We start from the raw sequence: 17,324 nt of genomic DNA on the forward strand, positions 1-17,324 counted from the left end.
AGTCTATTGACAAGCTCTCAACGGTCGTGCAAATTCTGAAATATGGAGCCCGACCTCAGCAAGTACGTCCTCGAGGGCGACGCCTCGATGTACGCGAGCGAGAGCGGCCTGGTCGTGCCGGTCGTCACCCGGGCCGGAACCGAGCCGGCCGACACCGGGCAGTCGGACGGCGCCACCCGGATCTCCGGCGTGAGCATTCAGCACACCCCCGCCACCCGCCTCTGGTTCGGGAAGGTCCGCAACGAGGCCGGCTACCGCTCGGTCCCGCACCACCACGGCGAGGCCGAGACCGGCGGCTACGTGCTCTCCGGCCGCGCCCGCATCTACTTCGGCGAACGGTTCGCGGACTATCTCGACCTCGAGGAGGGCGACTGGGTGTTCGTCCCGCCGTTCCTGCCGCACGTCGAGTGCAACCTCGACCGCAACCGGCCGCTGACCTGGATGACGACGCGGACGCCGGAGAACATCGTGGTCAACCTCCCGCAGGTCGACGACGCGGACCTGCGGCACTGGACGGACCGCCCGTGAACGGGCCGCAACCGGACAGCGGGCCGCAACCGGACGCCGCGCCGCCCACCTCGCGGATCCTGTCGGCGGCCCTGACGCTGAAGCCGGCCCACGCGGAACACTTCGACCTCGCGTTCACCGCGACGACGCAGCCGTGCCCGTGGCCGAAGGCGTATGGCGGCGACCTCGTCGCCCAGGCGGCCGCCGCCGCCATGCGGTCGGTCACCGACGGCAAGACGCTGCACTCGATGCACTCGTATTTCATGCGCCCGGCCGACATCGGCATGGAGGTGCGGTACGAGGTCGAGCTGCTGCGCGACGGCCGCGGCTACTCCACCCGCCAGGTCCGCGCCTTCCAGAACGGCAAGCCGGTCTACGTCTGCGTGGCGAGCTTCGCCGCGGGCGAGCCGGGCGGGACGTTCGCGGCGGCGTACCCGGACGGCGTCGCCCCGCCGGAGCGGGTGCCGAGCTCGGCCGCGTACCTCGACGGCCGCAGCGGCGGCACCATGACCGACGAGTCCAAGCGGTACTGGTCCACCGGCCGCGGCTTCGACCAGCGCCACGTCCCCGGTCCGGTGTACCTCACCGTCGACGGGGAACGGCTGCCGCACCAGGCCGTCTGGGTGCGGCCGTTCGACCCGCTGCGCCAGGTCGACGGGCTCACCGACGCCCAGCGCGACCTCGCGGCGCTCGCGTACGTCTGCGACTACACGATCCTCGAGCCGCTGCTGCGCGTGCTCGGCCTGCCCTGGGCCGCGGAGGGCCTGGTGACGGCCAGCCTCGACCACGCCATGTGGTTCCACCGGGCGCCGGCGACGGACGTGCTCGGCGGCTGGCTGCTCTACGCGCAGCAGGCCGTCGCCGCCGACGCCGGGCGCGGCGTCGGGCTCGGCCACTTCTTCGCCCCCGACCACACGCACCTGGCGACCGTCGTCCAGGAGGGCGTGCTGCGGTACGACGACGGAGGACCGCGATGACGCTCAGCCACTCGGCGTACGCCGACACCTTCGCCCGCGACAACCTGCCACCGGCCGAGCAGTGGCCGACGATGGAGTTCACCACCCCGGACCTCGACTACCCCGAGCGGCTCAACGCGGCCGCCGAGCTCGTCGACCGCGCCGTCGCCACCTACGGCGCGGACCGCCCGGCCGTGCGGACCCCCGCCGGCGAGCTGTGGACGTACGGCGAGCTGCGGGAACGGGCCGACCGCGTCGCCCACGTGCTCGTCGACGACCTCGGCCTGGTGCCCGGCAACCGGGTGCTCATCCGGTCGCCCAACAACCCGTGGACGGTGGCCGCCTGGCTCGGCGTCCTCAAGGCCGGCGGCATCGCCGTCACGACGATGGCCGCGCTCCGCGAGCGCGAGCTGACGCCGATCGTCGAGAAGACCCGGCCGGTCATCGCGCTCGTCGACCACCGCTTCGTCGACGACGTCGTCGCGGTGCGAGCGGCCGCGGCCCCGGACCTGCGCATCGTCGCCTACGGCGGCGACGCCGACGACGACCTCACCAGGAGGGTCGCGACGAAGCCGGCGAGCTTCACCGCCGTCGACACCGCCGCGGACGACGTCGCCCTGCTCGGCCCGACCTCGGGCAGCACGGGGACGCCGAAGATCACGATGCACTTCCACCGCGATGTGCTCTCCATCGACAACACGTTCGGCAAGCACGTGCTGCGGCTGCGGCCCGACGACGTCGTCGCGGCCAGCCCGCCGCTCGGGTTCACCTTCGGCCTCGGCATGCTGGTCGTCTTCACGTTCCGGGCCGGGGCCTGCGCCTTCCTGACCGAGGCGGCGGCGCCGGCCCAGCTGGCCGACCTGATCTCGGCCCACGGGGTCACGGTGCTGGCCACCGCGCCCACCGCCTACCGGCAGATCGTCCGGTGCGGGAAGGGCGACCAGCTGGCCGGCCTGCGGGTCGCCGTCAGCGCCGGCGAGCACCTGCCGAAGTCGACCTGGCAGCAGCTGCACGACGACCACGGCCTCGAGGTCATCGACGGCATCGGCGCGACCGAGCTGCTGCACATCTTCATCTCCGCGGCCGGCGACGACATCCGCCCGGGCGCCACCGGCAAGCCCGTCCCCGGCTTCCGCGCCACCATCCTCGACGCCGACGGCGCGGAGGCCCCGGCGGGCGTCGCGGGCCGGCTGGCCGTCATCGGCCCGGTCGGCTGCCGGTACCTCGACGACCCGCGCCAGGCCGGCTACGTCGTCGGCGGCTGGAACGTCACGGGCGACACGTTCGTGCGCGACGACGACGGCTACTTCTGGTACCGGGCCCGCACCGACGACCTGATCGTGTCGTCGGGCTACAACATCAGCGGTCCCGAGGTCGAGGCCGCGATCGACGCCCACCCCGACGTCGTCGAGTGCGGCGTCGTGGCCGCACCGGACCCCGAGCGCGGCTCGGTCGTCTGCGCGTTCGTCGTGCTGGGCGAAGGGGTGACGGGCGACGACGCGAAGGTGGAGGAGCTGCAGTCGTTCGTCAAGGGCGAGCTGGCCCCGTACAAGTACCCGCGGAAGGTGTTGTTCCTGCCCGCGCTCCCCCGCAACACCAGCGGCAAGCTGCAGCGCTTCAAGCTGCGGCAGCTCCTGGAGACAGAACCGGCATGAGGATCGCGATCGCGGGTGGCGGGCCCGGAGGGCTGTACTTCGCGGCCCTGATGAAGGGCCTCGACCCCGGTCACGACGTGACGGTGTGGGAGCGCAACGCGCCCGACGACACCTTCGGCTTCGGGGTCGTGTTCTCCGACGAGACGCTGGGCGCCATCGAGGGCGCCGACCCCGTCATCCACGACCGCATGGAGCGCGGGTTCGCCCGCTGGACCGACATCGACGTCGAGGTCGACGGCCACGCGTTCACCGTCGGCGGGCAGGGCTTCGCCGCGATGGGCCGCAAGGAGCTGCTGGCGATCCTGCGCGAGCGGGCCGCCGAGCTGGGCGTCACGGTGCACTACCGGACGCCGGCGCCGGGACCGGGCGAGCTGCGGGCGTCGTACGACCTCGTGGTGGCCGCGGACGGGCTCAACTCGACGATCCGCACCAAGTACGCCGACGTCTTCGGGCCGAACCTCGACCGGCGGGCGAACAAGTACATCTGGCTCGGCACCGACCTCGTCTTCGAGGCGTTCCAGTTCTTCGTCAAGCAGACGCCGTGGGGCGTCATGCAGATCCACGGCTACCCCTACTCCGACCAGGGTTCGACGTTCATCGTCGAGATGCACGAGGAGGTGTGGCGCCGGGCCGGCTTCGACGCCACCGAGCACGACGACCTCCCGCCGGGCGCCTCCGACGAGTACGCCGTCGGCCGCATCGCCGAGATCTTCGCGGACGAACTGCGCGGACACCGCGTACTCACCAACAACTCGAAGTGGCTCAATTTCCACACCGTGCGCAACGAGCGCTGGTACGACGGCAACGTCGTGCTGCTCGGCGACGCGGCCCACACGGCGCACTTCTCGATCGGCTCGGGCACGAAGCTGGCCATGGAGGACGCCCTGGCGCTGGCCGCGTGCCTGCACGAGCAGCCCGGCGTCGGCGCGGCGCTGGCGGCGTACCAGGCCGAGCGCAAGCCGGTCGTCGAGTCGACCCAGCGGGCGGCGCAGGCGTCGCTGGAGTGGTTCGAGAACATAGGCATGTACGTCCGCCAGGACCGGGCCCAGTTCGTGTTCAACCTGCTCACGAGGTCGCGCCGCATCACGTTCGGCAACCTCCGGGAACGCGACCCGGAGTTCGCCGCGCGCATGGAGGCCGAGTTCGCGCGGCTCCACTCGGCCCGCTCGGTGGCGCCGGCGATGTTCCAGCCGGTGCGCATCGGCCCGCTGGAGCTGAAGAACCGCGTCGTCGTCTCCCCCATGGACATGTATTGCGCCGAGGACGGCCGGCCGAACGAGTTCCACCTCGTCCACCTGGGCGCGAAGGCGCTCGGCGGCGCCGGACTGGTCATGACCGAGATGGTCTGCGTCTCGCCCGAGGGCCGCATCTCGCCCGGCTGCACAGGCATCTGGACCGACGAGCAGCGCGACGCCTGGCGGCGGGTGACGGACTTCGTCCACACCCGGTCGACCGCCAAGATCGGGCTGCAGCTCGGGCACTCGGGCCGCAAGGGCTCGACCAAGCTGATGTGGGAGGGCATGGACGAGCCGCTCGACGACGGCAACTGGGAGGTCGTCGGCCCGTCGGCGCTGCCGTACGGCGACGGCTGCCACCTGCCGCGCGAGGCGACCCGCGCCGACCTCGACCAGGTCGTGGCCGACTTCGTCGCCGCGGCCGAACGCGGCGTCGCGGCCGGGTTCGACCTGATCGAGCTGCACGCCGCCCACGGCTACCTGCTGAGCTCGTTCCTGTCGCCGGTCGCGAACCGCCGGACCGACGAGTACGGCGGCGCGCTGCCGAACCGGCTGCGCTTCCCGCTCGAGGTGTTCGACGCGGTGCGCCGCGTGGTGCCCGGCGCCATTCCGGTGACGGTCCGCATCTCCGCGACCGACTGGGTGCCCGGCGGCACCACCGAGGAGGACGCCGTCGAGATCGCGCGCGCGTTCGCCGAGCACGGCGCCGCCGCCATCGACGTCTCCACGGGCCAGGTCACCAAGGACGAGAAGCCCGCGTTCGGGCGGTCGTACCAGACGCCGTTCGCCGACCGGATCCGGCACCAGGTCGCCGTCCCCGCGGGCGTCGCCGTCATCGCCGTCGGGGCGATCTCGTCCTACGACGACGTCAACTCGATCCTGCTCGCGGGCCGCGCCGATCTCTGCGCGCTCGGCCGGGCCCACCTCTACGACCCGCAGTGGACGCTGCACGCGGCGGCCGAGCAGGAGTACCGGGGTCCCGGCGCCGACTGGCCGGACCCCTGGGCCGCCGGGCGGCGTCGTCCGCCGACGGCGCGCACCGACAAGGTCCCGCCCCGCCTCTCGCTGCTGCGCGACGGCGCCGCCGGCACCGTCCACCTGCGCTGGACCCCGAACCGGCGCGACCAGGCAGAATGGTCGCGATGATCCCGGCCGACGAGAGCGCCCGCACGCGCCGCACGCGCACCGTCATGGTGAGCTTCCTCGGCGCCGTCGTGCGGCGCATGGGCGACTGGATGCCCATCGCCGGCACCGTCGACCTCATGGAGCAGCTCGGGCTCGACGCCCGGAGCGTCCGCACGGCGGTGTTCCGGCTCAAGCAGCGCGGCTGGCTCGCCGCCGAGAGCCGAGGCGGGAAGCGTGGCTACGCGCTCACGCCGGCGGCGGTGAAGGCGCTGGTCGCGGGCGACGAGATCATCTGGCACGCGCGCCAGCCGGCCAACCTCGACGACGGCTGGTGCATCGTCAACTTCTCCGTGCCCGAGTCCGAGCGCGCGAAGCGGCACCAGCTGCGCGCCCACCTGGCCTCGCTGGGCTTCGGGAACATCTCCACCGCGATGTGGATCGCGCCGGCCCGCATGCGCGGCGCCGCCGAGCAGGCCGTGCGCGAGCTCGGCCTCGACCGCTACGCCGCGATCTTCGTCGGCGCCTACGTGGCCGGTCAGGATCTGCGCACCCTGCTCTACGAGAGCTGGGACCTCGCCGGCATCGACCGCCGCTACCGCGAGTTCGTCGCCCGCTTCCAACCCGAGATCGCCGCCCTCGACGCCAGCGACGCCGTCGCACCCGAGCGCGCCTTCGTCACCTACCTCACCGCCGTCGACCACTGGCGCAAGCTCCCGTTCCGCGACCCCGGCCTGCCGCGCGAGGTGCTCGCCGACGACTGGAGCGGCCCCGACGCGCTGGCCGTGTTCGAGCGCCTCGTCACCCTCCTGGAGGGCCGGGCCCTCGCCCACGCCGCCGGGCACTGGGCGCCCCGGGCGGGGGTGCCGGCTTAGCGGTGCACCGCGAGCCGCAGCCAGGCGTTCCGGCTGGCTCCGGCGTCCAGCGACGGCGCCGCGCCGGCGGCGATCGCCTCGGAGAGGGTGTGGACGGCCGACGCCTGCGGCTCGAGCGCGCAGGCCACGACGTCGGACAGCGCGCCGGACTTGCGGGTGGCCCAGAACCACAAGGCGGGGAAGGCCTCACCGTCCCAGTCGACGCAGACGCCGGTGGCCAGCTCGCCGGACCAGATGCCGCACCGGTGCCGCGCCAGCCGATCGGCGAAGAGCATCGTGCCGAACGGCCGGTCCGGGAACGCCGTCAGGTCGACGACCCCGCCGTCGCGGCCCGGCAGGGCGTGCAGCGGACCGCGCGCGCCCGGCGCGTACAGGGCCGACGGGTCGCCGGCGGCCTCGGCGAACACCTCGGCTTCTCCGAGGTCGACGCGGCTGCCCGGGCCCATCATGACGGCGCCGAACGTGATGTGGTGCCCCCACAGGTAGTGCAGCGGGCGGTCCGCGAGGTTGGTGATGGTCTCGTCGAGGCGCACCTCGCCGCCGCCGGCGAAGGTGACGCTGCGGCGGATGCCGAACGGCAACTCCTCGCTGCGCGTCGCGAGGTCGACGGCCACCTGGTCGGGTCCCGCCGCCCGCACCGACCACGACCAGCGCCGATACTGCACGTCGCCGTGCTCGCTGATGCGCTGCCCGTCGACGACGCACCCCGGCCCAGCGTTGGGGAACAGCTCGTACCAGGCGCCCACCCGGTAGTGACGTGACCCCCGGGGGTCCTCGTACAGCAGGTTGGTCCCGCTGCGGAGGTCGGTGAGCTCGAAGAGGTGTGCACCGTGATCGGCGTTGATCGACACCCTGATCTCGCCGTCCTCGATCACCAGACATCGGTCGCCGTCGATGGTGGTCTCGCGCAGCGAGCACGACGCCCCGGTCAACGCGATGACCCCCGCCTCTCCTGGCTCGATGCCTGCGACGCGAACTTTACCCGGCGGCGGGTTCCGGCCGGGAGAGCAGTGAGAAGGGCGACTTGCCGCACTATTGTGAATAGTAACGGTTCTCATTAGTATCTGGACCACCGCAGTCCACTTGGAAGGATCACGATGAGATCCCTGCTCACACGACGTGCCAGGCAGCTGGCCGTCCCCGTCGTCGCGGGTGCGCTGCTGGCGTCGGGCGCCACCGCCACCGCGACGGCCGGCGAGTTCGCACTGACGCTGGATACCGGCCACATCGACGCGTTCACGCTGCGATGGGTCGACGAGAACCTCGAGGTCGACCTTCAGGAAGACGTCACCGGCCACCACGTGCTGCACGAACCCGAGGACGTGCTGCTGCAGGTCAAGCCCGAGGCGGCGCTCGTGCTGCCGGACCCGGTGCCGCCGAGCCTGGCCTTCCTCGGCGACGCCGGCGACACCGTCCACTACCTGCCGCAGACCCAGGACCCGGCGCTGATCTGGCCGGGCTGGAGCACCGAGCAGATCCCGGCGGGGGTGTTCACCAACCCGCTGAGCATCCAGATCACCGACGTCCAGGGACCCGGCGACGTGTTCCTGTGGCAGACCGGCTCGTTCGGCGAGTCGATCTCCGTCCTCGGCGGCGGCTACCAGCTGCCCGGCACGATCTCGCCGAACGCCAACGTCCACGCGCACGCCAACTGGGCGTTCACCGAGACCGGCCGCTACACGCTGACCGTCCAGGCCGCCGGCACACTGGCGGGCGGCGGCACCGTCACGAGCGCGCCCGCCACGTACACGTTCCAGGTCGGCGACGCCGCGCCGGCGCCCGTCACCACACTGTCCATCGACGGCCTGGCCGGGCACTACCACTCCGGCGACGTCGTCACACTGACCGCGGTGCAGAACCCGCCGACCGAGCTGGACCACTACCACTGGTTCACCCGGGCGCCGGGCGCGAGCGAGTGGGTGATCGTGCCCGACGCCGGCACCGGCGAGTACAGCTTCACCGCCACCCCCGACCACAACGGGCTCGAGGTGCTGGCCCGGCTCTACGACCACGACCACAACGTCGTGGCCGAGTCCACACCGGTCGCCGTCGTCGTCGACGACCACGGCGAACCGGAGCCGCCCGGCGATCTGGAGCAGCGGATCGTGGCGACCCTGCCCGAGGACGAGGGCGCGCTCGTCGCCAGCGTCGACCCCGAGGACAACGTCGTCACCATGAGCGACTTCGAGCTCGGCGGCGCCGCCGACCGCTGGACCTCGGCGGGAGACCTGCGCCCTGTCACCGTCACCGACACCCGCGCGGCCGCACCCGGCTGGGTCGTCTCCGGCCAGGTCGGCGACTTCACCAACGGCGACGACGTCCTCGGCGGCAAGCACCTCGGCTGGACGCCGCTGATCGCCGATCAGCCCGACGGCGGCAACGTGACGGCCGGCGCGGCGGTCGCGCCCGGCCTGGAGTCCGGCGACGGCCTGTCCGTCAGCCGGCCGCTGGCCACCGCGGCGGCCGGTGACGGGACCGGCACCAGCCGGCTCGGCGCCGGTCTGCTGATCGAGGCGCCGACGACGCTCGTCCCCGGCACCTACGAGGCCACGATCACGTTCACCGCGATCTGACACGTCCGCACCGCACCGACCCGGCGTGACCGGCCTCGCCCAGGCCGGTCACGCCGACCCCGGCCACGACCCATCGGAGCCCACCCGTGCGACCCATCGGCCGACTCGCGGCCCTCGCAGTGATCGCCGCCGCCGGCCTCACCCCGCCGGCAGCCGCAGCCGAGCCCGTCACCTGGGGCATCGTGCCGTCCGGCCCGGACGGCCCCGGTGATCGCGCCGCGTTCGAGTACTCCCTCGATCCCGGCACGGCGCTGAGCGACGTCGTCGCCGTCTCGAACTACACCGACGCGCCGCTCACCCTCGACCTCTACGCCAGCGACGCCGTGCGCAACACTCAGGGCGGGTTCGACCTGCTGCCCGCCGCCGACGAGCCCGTCGACGTCGGTGCGTGGGTCGACCTCGGCGAGCCGTCCGTCACCGTCCCGGCCCGGTCTCGCGTCGACGTCCCGTTCCGGATCACCGTTCCGGACGATGCCACGCCCGGCGATCATGCCGGCGGCATCGTGGTCGGCCTGACCTCGCAGGCGTCCGGCGGGGTCACCGTCGACCGGCGGGTCGGCGCCCGCATCTACCTGCGCGTGACCGGCACGCTCCGGCCGGAGCTCGCCGTCGACGACGTCCACCTCGCGTTCGACGGCCTCGCGCTCGGCCAGCCCGGCACAGTCCGCGTCGAGTACACGGTCCGCAACGACGGCAACGTCCGCCTCGCCGGCCGCCCGACGGTCCGCGTCGCCGGGCCGTTCGGGCTGGGCGGGCGCTACTGGACCGGCGACCCGCTGCCCGAGCTGCTGCCGGGCGACTCCGTCAGCGGCTCGGCCTCCGTCAGGGGCGTGTGGCAGCTCGGCCCGATGGACGTCGACGTCGAGATCCGGGCCGAGTCCTCCGGGAGCCAGGCCCTCGAACCCGCCCCGCCGCCCGGCACGTACGCCGCGCGGTTGTGGGTCGTGCCGTGGATCGCGCTCACCGCGCTCGCCGTCGTCGTCAGCGCTGTCCTGCTGCGACGACGTCGCCGGCGACGTCGTGGCGCCGGCGCCGGGCCAGCAGGCCGTGCCGGGGAGCCAGGACGTACGCCGCAAGGAACACCCCGCTGAGCACGAGCACGATGGTGCCGCCGACGGGGAGGTCGTAGCTCCAGGACAGGTAGAGCCCGATGACGGCCGACACCCCGCCGATCACCGGCGCGAGCACCATCATGGCGCCGAGGCGGTCGGTCAGCAGCCGGGCGGCGGCGGCCGGGGTGATCAGCAGCGCGAGGACGAGGATGTTGCCGATCGTCTGCACCGAGATGACGATGGCGACGGTCACCAGCACGTACAGCGCGATGTCCAGCCCGAACACCCGCAGGCCGACCGCCCGGGCCAGCTCGCGGTCCAGGCTCACGGCGACGAACTGGTGGTGCAGCAGCATGACGGCCGCGAGGACGACGACGCCGGTCAGCGCGACCGTGTAGATGTCCTCGTCCGGGACGCCGGTGATCGAGCCGAACAGGAACTGCTGCAGCGAGCCCGCGTATCCGGGCGCCTGCGAGATGATCACGATGCCCAGCGCGAACGAGGCGACGTAGAAGACGCCGATGACGGAGTCCTCCTTGACCCGGCGGTTCTGCGAGAACACCGCCACCAGCACGGCGGTGACGACGCCGGCGACCGCACCGCCGATCACGAGGCTGCCCTGCAGCACGAACGCCACCGCCAGGCCCGGGAAGACGGCGTGCGCCACCGCGTCGCCGATGAACGCCATCCCGCGCAGCACCACGTGGCACCCGACGACGCCGCAGACGATGCTCGACATGACGGCGATCAGCAGCGCCTTGGGCAGGAACGCGAGGTCCGGGTTGGTGAGGTCGGCGAGGAACTCGGGAATCGACACGGTCTCAGACCACCTTCAGGATCTTCAGCAACGGACTGTTCTCGCCCACCCCGAACGCCCGCATCCACGGCTGCGGGTCGAGCAGCTCACTCGGCGGCGCGTCGGCCACGATCGTCCGGTTGAGCAGCGCGATCCGGGTGCAGGTGTCCAGCGCGGACACGAGATCGTGCGTGGTCATGAGCAGGATCCGTCCCTCACTGGCCACTTCGGCGAACAGGTCTGTCAGCAACTCCTGGGTGGGCAGGTCCAGGCCGGTGAACGGCTCGTCCAGCAGCAGGACGGTGGGACGCACCGCCAGCGCCCGGGCCACCAGGACCCGCTGGCGCTGCCCGCCCGACAGCTCACCCACCGGCCGCCGCGCCAGCTCGGACATGCCCACCCGCTCCAGCGCCTCGCCCACCGCCCGCCAGTCGTCCACGCCGGGCCGGCGGAACAGCCCGAGCCCGCCGGTGCGGCCGGACATGACGGCGTTCTCCACCGAGATCGGGAAGTCCCAGGCGAACTCGTGCCGTTGCGGCACGTACCCGATCCCGGAGCGTCCCAGCCGGACCGGGCGGGCGTCCACCAGCACGCGGCCCGACGCCGGCCGCACCAGCCCGAGGACGGTGCGCAGCAGCGTCGTCTTCCCCGCGCCGTTCGGCCCGATGAGCCCGACCAGTTCCCCGCCCGCCACCGTCAGGTCGACATCGCGCAGGACCGAGCGGCCACCCAGGGCGACGGCCACGCCCCGGACGTCCAGGACGCTCACGGCCGTTCCACGGACATGGCCGCGGCCCGGCGCTTGGCGGCACGGCCGCGGACCAGGACCACCACCAGCACCGCGCCGAGGACGACCGCGGCGGCTCCGGCGGCGAGAACGGCCGCCGCCGGTCCGCCGTCGTCGTCTGCGTCGCTCGCCGCAGCGTCGGTGGACTCGGCCGGCTCGGCGGCGTCGCCGGTGTACTCGGCGGCCAGCGCCTCGTCGGTGCTGGTGCCGTCGCCGACGGCGAAGCGGAGCACCTCGGTGTCCGACTCGGACTCACCCGACACGAGGTCGGCGGAGACCTCGACCGCGACCAGGTAGACGCCCGGCTCGGAGAACACCCAGTTGGCGTGCGTGTGGGTGTTCACCTCGACCCAGAGGTCCTGCGGGTACGGCTCGCGGCTGTCCCACAGCACCTCCGGCTCTCCCAGCGTCCCGCTCTGCAGGAACATGAGGACGTCACCGGGGCCCTGCACGCCGCGCAGGGTGAGCGTCGCGCCGCGGTCGATGGTGTCCATGACGGTGGGGTCCTGCGTGTTCCAGCCCACCCAGATCACGCCGGGCTGCTGGGCCTGCGGCACGACGTGCACGTCGGTGCCCGCGGCGGCGGGCAGGAACGCGTAGTCGGGGTTGTCCGGGACGGTCGTCAGCGACACGTCGCCGACCTGGAACACGGTGTCCGGCATCGTCCGCCACACCGGGACGTCCGTGGTGCCGTCGTGGACCAGCAGCGTCCACACGCCGTCGACGTAGCGCGGGCCGATGTCGACGTGGCCGTCGCTCAGCACCGCCTGGCCGGTGGCGATCGGCTGGCCGGCCTCGATCTCCTGATCCAGGCTCGGGTCCTCGGCGGCGGTGACGGGCAGCGGCGCGGCGGCCGTCGCCAGTCCGGTCAGCATCGCCGCCGCCAGGGTCCTGCGCAGCGCCGTTGGTCGTCGCGTCATTCGTCTCTCCCGGCTGGTTCGGACAGGCAGGTGTGCAGCGACTCGGCGTTGAACCGCATCATCTCGACGTAGGTGGTGACCTCGTCGTCGAACGTGTCGCCGTAGATCGCGCACACGTCCACCCCGAGGTCCTCGGCGACCTCGGTGAGGGTCGACGACCGCGCCAGCAGGTTGGGCTCGAGGAAGACCGCGGGGATGTCGAGGTTGCGGATCGTCTCGGCCAGCTTGCGGCGGTCGGCCAGGCTGGGCTCGGTCGCCGGGTTCGGCGTGACGAATCCGGATATCCGCACGTCGTAGGCGGCGCCGAGGTACCCGAACGCGTCGTGCGTGGTGATCAGGTGCCGCCGCGACTCCGGGATCCCGGCGACGGTGTCGCGCACGTACCGGTCGAGCTCCTCCAGCTCGCCGATGTAGCGCGTGGCGTTGTCCCGGTACGCGCGGGCGCCGTCGGGGTCGACGTCGATCAGCGCGTCGCGCATCAGCTCGACGTAGGAGATCGCGTTGCGCACGTTCTGCCACAGGTGCGGGTCGATCTCGCCGTGCACGTGCCGGCCGAGCACGGCCTGCGGCAGCTGGAAGATCTGGTCGCCCGGGCGGCCGAGGAACCGGAAGCCCTCGTCGGCCGGGACGTCGTGCAGGGCCTTGTTCGGCACCTCGATGACGGTGCTGGCCGGGTCCAGGACCTCCGAGTGGGCATGGTCGTCGCCGTGCGGGTCGACCAGCAGGTACAGCTCGCCGGTGTCGATGTCGACGGTGACGTCGGCGTGGCCCGCGTTCAGCACGTCGGCGTCCGCCAGGTCCGGCACGGAGTACGGGTCGACGCCGACGGCGAAGGTGAACGTCTGCTCGCCGAGGCCGACCGGCCGTTCGTCCGGAGACGCCGCGAGGCTCGCCCGCATCGTCAGGCGGTACACCCCTGGCTCGGTGAACGCCCAGCTCATGTGCGTGTGCGCGTCGGGCGGCAGGGTGGCGGTGTCGTCACGGTAGCCGTCGGCGGCGTCGAACCCGTCGGTGGAGTCCACGTAGAACGCCGGGTCGCCGAACGACTCCGTCAGGTAGGCGACGAGGTCGCCCGGCCCGTCGACGGCGGTGCCGCTGAGGTAGACGTCGGAGGCCCGGCCGGCGCCGTACTGCTCGCCGGTCCCCCGCACCCGCATGCCCAGCCAGATGGTGTCCAGCGCGACGTTCTCGACCAGCGGGATGATCTCCGCCGCGTACTTCACCGCACCCTCGGCCAGCGAGATGTTCGGCACGTCGCCGGGCAGGTTCGCGTCCAGTGCTTTGATGATCGCCTGCTGCTCCAGCAGCAGGTAGTTGCTGAACGCGACGTCGGCGTACACGACGTTGCGGATGTCGCGCAGGCTCGGCTCGTACGAGTGCGGGTCGGCCTGGTCCGGCACCAGCGACGCGACGCTCACGCGGTCGCCGCCGACGTTGCGGACGAGGTCGGCCAGCAGTCCGGTGGTGGTGATCACCTGGATGCGGTCGTCGCTGGTGCTGAGCGTGGCCGGCGCCGCGCAGGCCGTGAGGGCGAGCGCGGCGCCGGCCAGCCCGGTCGCCGCCCTAGCCGCGGACGGCACGACGATCGCGCCAGTACGCCGCCGTCGCCACCGCTCCGGCGGCGACCAGCAGCCCGCCGAGGACGGTCAGCGCCGGCGTTCCCGACGTGCCCGTGCTCGCGAGGTCGCAGTCGTCGCCCGCCGCCGGGGTGGTGGCCGGGGCGGTGGCCGACGGCGTCGCCGTGGGGGTGGGCGTGGCCGACGGGCTCGCGTCGACCGGCACGATGCGGGCGGCCGCGTCGTGAACCGCCGGCGCCACGACGCCGTCCGCCATGGCCGCGCCGTTGCGTGCTCCGGCCAGCTCACCGACGACGAACGAGTACTCGACCGGGCCGGTCGTGGCCGCGCCACCGCCGGTCAGGGCCCCGCTCACCTCGAACGTCAGCGTGTAGCTGCCCGCGGCCGAGAACGCCCAGTTGGCGTGGACGTGCTGGCCGACGCTCTGCTGCCGCGCCGGCAGCGACTCCTCCGAACTGAAGATCCGGCTGATGTCGCCGAACCCGGTCGTCTGGAACACCTCGACGGTGCCAGGACCCTCCGCGCCCACGAGCCGCAGCTCGACGGCGTCGCCGGCGAGCGTGCCCGCAGCCAGCTCCTCCGTGGACCAGCCGGCCCACACGACCTCCGGGTTCTGCGTCTCCGGTATCAGCCACAGCGGCGAGCCGGCCGACCCGAGGAACCCGTAGGTGTCGCCGCTCGGCACGGTGCTCTGCGCCGCCGGACCGACGTGGACCAGCACGTCGCCCGGATCGTAGAACGTGTGGTCGGTCGCCGACCCCACCTTGGCCCGCAGGTCCAGGCCGGAGCCGTCCAGGCGCGGCGCCAGCAGGTCGACGTGCTCGTTCGTCAGCACCACCGGATCGCCGGACGTGCCGCCCGGGTTCGACGGGTTCGCACCGGGCGTGCTCGAGCCACTGGGGCTCGGGTTCCGCGCGGGCCGCGGGACGCACACCTCGCCCGTCGGCGTGGTCGTCGGCTTCGGACCCGTTCCGCCCTCGTCGCCCCCACTCGCGCCGCCGGCCGTGCCGGCGCCGCCGTCAGCGCCGCCGTCGGCGCCGCTCTCGGTCCCGCCGTCGGCGCCGCCCCCGGTGCCGCCGGTGCCCGCGTCCGTGCCTTCGCCGCCGGTCTCGCCCCCACCGGTCTCGTGGCCACCGGTCTCGTGGCCACCGGCGTCGGCGCCGTTCTCCCCCGACTCGGTGCCGTCCTCGCCGCCCGGATCGCCCGGGTCGCACTCGCGGTCGCCGACGACGACGGCGTAGTCGACCTCGCCCGTGCTGACGTCGGTGCCGTCGGCCAGCACCGCGGTGACCTCGAACGTCAGCGTGTACTCACCCAGCTGGGTGAAGGCCCAGTTGGCGTGGACGTGCTGGCCGACGCTCTGGGTCCGCGGCGGCAGCGGGTCGGCCGAGCTGAAGATCCGCGTCGGCGCCGCGCCCAGCCCAGCGGTCTGGAACACCTCGACCTCACCCGGACCGGTGACACCGGTCAGCGTCAGCTCGACCGCGTCGCCGCTCAGCGCACCCGGGGCCAGTTCCTCGGTGGACCAACCCGCCCACACGATCGCGGGGTTCTGGGTCTGCGGGATCATCCAGAGCGGATCGCCCGCCGTGCCCAGGAACGCGTACTCCGCACCCGCCGGGACCGTGACGGCCGCCTCCGGGTCCTTCAGCTGGACCACGAGGTCGGCGGGGTCATGGAAGGTGTGGTCGGCGGCCGTCCCGACCTTGGCGCGCAGGTCCAGGTCCCCGTCGTCGAGCACGGGCGCCAGCAGGTCGACGTGCTCGTCCGTCAGCACCGTCCGCGGATCCTCGCACTGGCCCGGCGGTTCGGCGACGGTCAGCGTGTAGGGAACGGACACCGCCACGTGCGTCCCGTCGTCGGTGTAGAGCGCCGCCCGGTACTGCCGCCCGTCGTCCGCCGCCGCGGCCGTGACGGTCAGGGTGTCCGTCGTCGCCCCGTCGACGGCCTGGAAGTCCAGGGCGCCGGGCGCGCGGGTGGACCAGCGGTACGCCGTCAGCCCCGCCGGCGGGTCCTGCGTCGCCGTCAGAGTGATCTCCTCGCCCGCGGCGACCGCACCGCCGGGACCCGTCACCGTCACCGTCGTCGCCGGCGGCACGCCGTCGTCCTCGCCGACGGTGACGATGACCGGCTCGGCGGTGGAGGGCGCGTAGAACTGCGGTTCCTGCGACGTGTACGTCGCGGTGATCTCGTGCTCGCCGGGGGCGTCGAACACGACCGGCAGCGCCGCCCTGCCGTCGACGATGCCGGTCCGGCCGAGCGAGGCGCCGGCGTCGTGGAACTCGACGTGTCCGCCCGGAGGCGGCGGCGCGTTGCCGCCGGTGTCGGTCGCCACGGTCGCCTCCAGGACCACCTCGTCGCCGGCGGTCGCGTCCGGTGGCGCCGCGACGGTCGTCGTGGTCGACGCGGGCGCGGGGAGCGTCCCGTCGTCGCCGCCGACCACCCACGTGTAGTCGACCGGGCCCGACGTGACCGGCTCGCCGCCGACGGTCGCGGCGACCTCGAACGTGAGCGTGTAGACGCCCGGCTGGGTGAACGCCCAGTTGGCGTGCACGTGCGCGTTCACGCTCTGCCGCAGCGTCTTGTGGTCCTCGTCGGAGCTGAAGACGCGGATCGGCTCACCGAACGAGCCGGTCTGGAAGACCTCGACGTCGCCGGGCCCGCGCACGCCGGCCAGTGTGACGTCGACGACGTCGCCGTCGACCACTCCGGCCGCGAGCTCCTCCGTGCTCCAACCCGCCCACAGCACGTCCGGCTGCTGGGTCTGCATGACGAGCCAGGCCGAATCGGCGCCGATGAACTCGGCGTACTGCTCCGGCAGACCCGCGACCCGCCCGAGGTCGGAGAGCTGGAAGACCAGATCGTCGACCTCGACGTGCTCGACCGGCGGGCTGATCTTCGAGTTCACCGTGAGCCGCTCGCCGTCGTAGCCGACGTTGAGCGCGTCGACGTGCTCGGTCGTGAGCACCCTTCGCTCGTCGGTGCCCGGCGGCGGCCCGGGCTCGGCGCCGGCGAGCGGTACGGCGGCGGGCAGGACCGCGAGCAGCGTGGCGCTGCCGGCGACGCCCGCGAGGTTTCGGAGCAGGGAACGGTGCATGAGAACAGGACTCCTGACAGCGGCGCGGGAAGATCGTGAACCACGACGTGGCTGTCAATATAGATAACCATTCTCAATTCCGCTAGTTCTGCACCGTGCGCCCTGGTTCGCGCGGAATCACCCCGCAGCGGCGAGCGCCGCGCGGCCGGTGGGGAACGATTGGCTCGCGGCC

At 73.0% G+C, this 17,324-nt stretch carries 13 protein-coding genes; 7 read left to right on the plus strand and 6 right to left on the minus strand.

What is annotated here, in order from left to right:
* Positions 1-42: 42 nt before the first annotated feature.
* Genes BLU82_RS17490 through BLU82_RS17510 form a run of 5 tightly spaced genes read left to right on the plus strand, consistent with a single transcriptional unit; the run spans position 43 to position 6,350 of the window.
* Complete coding sequence (locus BLU82_RS17490; RefSeq protein WP_092622424.1) at positions 43-528, plus strand: cupin domain-containing protein; 486 nt, start codon at positions 43-45, stop codon at positions 526-528.
* Entirely contained in the window at positions 525-1,484 is a 960-nt protein-coding gene (locus BLU82_RS17495) for an acyl-CoA thioesterase II (protein ID WP_092622425.1), read from the plus strand. The genes BLU82_RS17490 and BLU82_RS17495 overlap by 4 nt, the downstream gene beginning before the upstream one ends.
* Positions 1,481-3,118, plus strand: a complete 1,638-nt coding sequence (locus tag BLU82_RS17500) for an AMP-binding protein (RefSeq protein ID WP_092622426.1) — start codon at positions 1,481-1,483, stop codon at positions 3,116-3,118. Before BLU82_RS17495 ends, BLU82_RS17500 begins: the two co-directional genes overlap by 4 nt.
* Positions 3,115-5,499 carry a bifunctional salicylyl-CoA 5-hydroxylase/oxidoreductase gene (locus tag BLU82_RS17505; protein WP_092622427.1) on the plus strand — a complete coding sequence of 795 codons (2,385 nt, stop codon included), beginning with the start codon at positions 3,115-3,117 and terminating at the stop codon, positions 5,497-5,499. Before BLU82_RS17500 ends, BLU82_RS17505 begins: the two co-directional genes overlap by 4 nt.
* On the plus strand, positions 5,496-6,350 hold the full coding sequence (locus BLU82_RS17510; RefSeq protein WP_197682283.1) for a PaaX family transcriptional regulator C-terminal domain-containing protein: 855 nt from the start codon (positions 5,496-5,498) through the stop codon (positions 6,348-6,350). The genes BLU82_RS17505 and BLU82_RS17510 overlap by 4 nt, the downstream gene beginning before the upstream one ends.
* Here BLU82_RS17510 and BLU82_RS17515 read toward each other — a convergent pair.
* The gene (locus tag BLU82_RS17515) at positions 6,347-7,282 is read right to left on the minus strand and encodes a DUF4432 family protein (RefSeq protein WP_092622428.1); all 936 of its coding nucleotides are present in this window, start codon (positions 7,280-7,282) and stop codon (positions 6,347-6,349) included. The genes BLU82_RS17510 and BLU82_RS17515 overlap by 4 nt on opposite strands.
* A 165-nt stretch (positions 7,283-7,447) precedes the next feature.
* Between BLU82_RS17515 and BLU82_RS17520 the strand changes: the two genes are divergently transcribed.
* The gene (locus BLU82_RS17520; RefSeq protein ID WP_092622429.1) at positions 7,448-8,923 is read left to right on the plus strand and encodes a choice-of-anchor M domain-containing protein; all 1,476 of its coding nucleotides are present in this window, start codon (positions 7,448-7,450) and stop codon (positions 8,921-8,923) included.
* A gap of 86 nt (positions 8,924-9,009) precedes the next feature.
* Positions 9,010-10,014, plus strand: a complete 1,005-nt coding sequence (locus BLU82_RS17525; protein ID WP_092622430.1) for a WxL protein peptidoglycan domain-containing protein — start codon at positions 9,010-9,012, stop codon at positions 10,012-10,014.
* Here BLU82_RS17525 and BLU82_RS17530 read toward each other — a convergent pair.
* Genes BLU82_RS17530 through BLU82_RS17550 form a run of 5 tightly spaced genes read right to left on the minus strand, consistent with a single transcriptional unit; the run spans position 9,905 to position 17,152 of the window.
* On the minus strand, positions 9,905-10,792 hold the full coding sequence (locus tag BLU82_RS17530; protein WP_092622431.1) for an anchored repeat-type ABC transporter permease subunit: 888 nt from the start codon (positions 10,790-10,792) through the stop codon (positions 9,905-9,907). The genes BLU82_RS17525 and BLU82_RS17530 overlap by 110 nt on opposite strands.
* A gap of 4 nt (positions 10,793-10,796) precedes the next feature.
* On the minus strand, positions 10,797-11,540 hold the full coding sequence (locus BLU82_RS17535) for an anchored repeat-type ABC transporter ATP-binding subunit (RefSeq protein WP_092622432.1): 744 nt from the start codon (positions 11,538-11,540) through the stop codon (positions 10,797-10,799).
* The gene (locus tag BLU82_RS17540) at positions 11,537-12,478 is read right to left on the minus strand and encodes a choice-of-anchor M domain-containing protein (RefSeq protein ID WP_197682284.1); all 942 of its coding nucleotides are present in this window, start codon (positions 12,476-12,478) and stop codon (positions 11,537-11,539) included. The genes BLU82_RS17535 and BLU82_RS17540 overlap by 4 nt, the downstream gene beginning before the upstream one ends.
* Entirely contained in the window at positions 12,475-14,028 is a 1,554-nt protein-coding gene (locus BLU82_RS17545) for an anchored repeat ABC transporter, substrate-binding protein (RefSeq protein ID WP_370246323.1), read from the minus strand. The genes BLU82_RS17540 and BLU82_RS17545 overlap by 4 nt, the downstream gene beginning before the upstream one ends.
* Positions 14,029-14,041: 13 nt before the next feature.
* Complete coding sequence (locus BLU82_RS17550) at positions 14,042-17,152, minus strand: choice-of-anchor M domain-containing protein (RefSeq protein ID WP_092622435.1); 3,111 nt, start codon at positions 17,150-17,152, stop codon at positions 14,042-14,044.
* Positions 17,153-17,324 lie beyond the last annotated feature (172 nt).

Origin of the sequence: Jiangella sp. DSM 45060 (genome assembly GCF_900105175.1) — a bacterium.
GTDB lineage: Bacteria > Actinomycetota > Actinomycetes > Jiangellales > Jiangellaceae > Jiangella.

Coding starts and splice junctions, on each gene's coding strand:
- BLU82_RS17505 (WP_092622427.1), top strand. CDS start 3,115: ATGAGGATCGCGATCGCGGGTGGCGGGCCCGGAGGGCTGTACTTCGCG.
- BLU82_RS17490 (WP_092622424.1), top strand. CDS start 43: ATGGAGCCCGACCTCAGCAAGTACGTCCTCGAGGGCGACGCCTCGATG.
- BLU82_RS17500 (WP_092622426.1), top strand. CDS start 1,481: ATGACGCTCAGCCACTCGGCGTACGCCGACACCTTCGCCCGCGACAAC.
- BLU82_RS17550 (WP_092622435.1), bottom strand. CDS start 17,152: ATGCACCGTTCCCTGCTCCGAAACCTCGCGGGCGTCGCCGGCAGCGCC.
- BLU82_RS17520 (WP_092622429.1), top strand. CDS start 7,448: ATGAGATCCCTGCTCACACGACGTGCCAGGCAGCTGGCCGTCCCCGTC.
- BLU82_RS17540 (WP_197682284.1), bottom strand. CDS start 12,478: ATGACGCGACGACCAACGGCGCTGCGCAGGACCCTGGCGGCGGCGATG.
- BLU82_RS17510 (WP_197682283.1), top strand. CDS start 5,496: ATGATCCCGGCCGACGAGAGCGCCCGCACGCGCCGCACGCGCACCGTC.